The 2,237-nt window shown below is 64.5% G+C and carries 3 protein-coding genes; 1 reads left to right on the top strand and 2 read right to left on the bottom strand.

The window, feature by feature from the left end:
- A partial coding sequence (locus tag EN750_RS30485; RefSeq protein WP_127398948.1) for a ubiquinone biosynthesis hydroxylase occupies positions 1 to 1,071 on the top strand: 1,071 nt, incomplete at its 5' end.
- Between the two features lie 237 nt (positions 1,072 to 1,308).
- On the opposite strand, the gene EN750_RS30475 is transcribed toward EN750_RS30485, so the two are convergent.
- Together EN750_RS30475 and EN750_RS30470 are read right to left on the bottom strand one after the other, a co-directional pair.
- Positions 1,309 to 1,836, bottom strand: coding sequence for a hypothetical protein (locus tag EN750_RS30475; RefSeq protein ID WP_127382880.1), 528 nt, complete (start codon positions 1,834 to 1,836; stop codon positions 1,309 to 1,311).
- Between the two features lie 139 nt (positions 1,837 to 1,975).
- Positions 1,976 to 2,237, bottom strand: a 262-nt coding sequence (locus EN750_RS30470) for a YciI family protein (RefSeq protein WP_245482855.1), incomplete at its 5' end; no start/stop codon positions are given.

Here is a 2,237-nt window from a genome sequence, read left to right as displayed (position 1 = left end):
GCCTGCCGCATGCTCGACCAGCTCGGCGTGTGGGCCGAGATCGTGCCCCAGGCGCAGGCGATCACCGAGATGATCATCACCGATTCGCGCACCGCCGATCCGGTGCGTCCGGTCTTTCTGACCTTCGACGGCGAAGTGGCGCCGGGCGAGCCCTTTGCGCATATGGTCGCCAACAGGGTGCTGAACGGCGCCTTGCGGGCCAGCGCCGAAAAGCTCGGCATCGACATCATCGAAGGCGTCGCCGTGCAGGGGTTCGAGACCAACGGCGCTGGCATCACAGTGCATCTCGCCGACGGCGCGACCCTGAAGGCCCGCCTGCTGGTCGCCGCCGACGGCGTCAACTCGAAGCTGCGCGACATGGCCGGCATCAAGACGGTGAAATGGGAATATGGCCAGTCGGGCATCGTCTGCACCGTGGCCCATGAACGCCCGCATAACGGTCGCGCCGAAGAGCATTTCCTGCCGGCCGGCCCCTTCGCCACATTGCCGCTCAAGCCCGGCGAGGACGGCACCAACCGCTCGTCGATCGTCTGGGTCGAGCGTACGCCCGATGCCGAAAAGCTGGTGGCCGGTGACGATCTCCTCTTCGAACACGAACTCGAACAGCGCTTTGGCCTGAAGCTTGGCGAAATCCGCGTTGCCGACAAGCCGCGCGCCTGGCCGCTCGGCCTGACCATTGCGCGCGCCTTCGTCGCACCCCGCATCGCGCTCGCCGGCGATGCCGCCCACGGCATCCACCCGATCGCCGGCCAGGGCCTCAATCTCGGCTTCAAGGATGTCGCGGCCCTTGCCGAGGTGATCGTCGAGGCCGACCGGCTCGGCCGGGACATCGGCGCGCTCGACGTGCTCGAGCGCTACCAGCAGTGGCGCCGCTTCGACACGGTGCAGATGGGTGTCACCACGGACGCGCTGAACCGGCTGTTTTCCAACGATATCGGCCCGCTGCGCACCGTCCGCGACATCGGCCTCGGTCTCGTCGAACGCATGCCGCGCCTGAAGGATTTTTTTATCCGGCAGGCGTCGGGACTGTCCGCCAGCACGCCGCGACTATTGAAGGGCGAGGCGATCTGATCGATTCAGCGCCCCCAACGTCGTCATCCTTGGGCGTAGCGACGCGAAGCGGAGCGAAGACCCAAGGATCCATGCCGCGACCTTGGCAGAAGAATGCAGCGGAGCAGAATTCTACACCGTGGTGACGCGTTTGAGTCGCGCATGGATCCCGGGGTCTGCGCCGCGTCGCTTCGCTCCTTGCTCCGCCCCAGGATGACGAAAGCGATGGCGTTTCCGCCAATCACCCAAGGTAGGCGCTCAGTTGACCTCGAAACCCAGCTTTTGCCGCAGCCGCAATATCCTCTGGTCGGATATCTCCAGGCGTTTCTCGCCGCCCTGGGCGGCGCGGTTGACCATCTGCAGCAGATCGTTTCGCTCGGCGACATCGAGACGTTCGCGCAGGAACGGCGCCAGCTTGTCGATGACAACGGTGGCGTCGTCGACTTGCGCCGCCGCCCATTTGGCATAGATCACCGCCTCGTCGGTCTTCTTCTTGTCGGCGATCTCGGAAATCACCGCGCGGATGACGGCCTCGCGCTGCGGCAGGATTGGCCCATCCTCGGAGACGATTGATGTGATCAGCGTAGCCGCCGCTACGACCGGATCATCGATCGCCGTCAGCGGCGACAGCGCCGCCTGCTTGCGCAGCTTCTTGCGGCGCACGGAGCCCTGTACCCGGCCAATGACATCGGCAACGTCACGCGCGGCCTCGTTCATGGCCTTCATCCGGTACCACCAGAACGCCGCCGCGCCCATCACGCCAAGGATAGCAATCAGGAAAGGCATGTCGAAATCCCCAAGAACCCCGGCGACGATAGGAGAACTCTCGCCTTGCTTCAACACGCAAAAGTTGCGCACGGAACCGAAGCCCGAACGCTCAGCCCGACGCTCTGGTTTTCGAAGCAGCCACAACGCTGGCAGGGCTCTATGACCCCGGTATGTCGTAGATGGCCCGGACCTCGATCGTGCCGAGTTCGGCCAGTGGAATACCAGCGGCAATGTCCAGCGCCGCTTCGAGATCTCCGGCCTCGATCATGACGAAACCAAGCAATTGCTCCTTGGTCTCGGCGAACGGCCCGTCGATAACCAGCCGCTTGCCCTGACGCCGCCGCACGGTTTTGGCTGTTTTCACCGATTGCCGGTGCAGAAATGTCGACTTTGATCTGCTTCGCCCGTCCTGCGGATGG

Source organism: Mesorhizobium sp. M7A.F.Ca.ET.027.03.2.1 (genome assembly GCF_003999175.1).
Classification (GTDB): Bacteria; Pseudomonadota; Alphaproteobacteria; order Rhizobiales; family Rhizobiaceae; genus Mesorhizobium.
Note: the sequence above shows the minus strand (reverse complement) of the source record. Positions and strands in the feature narration are given on the sequence as shown.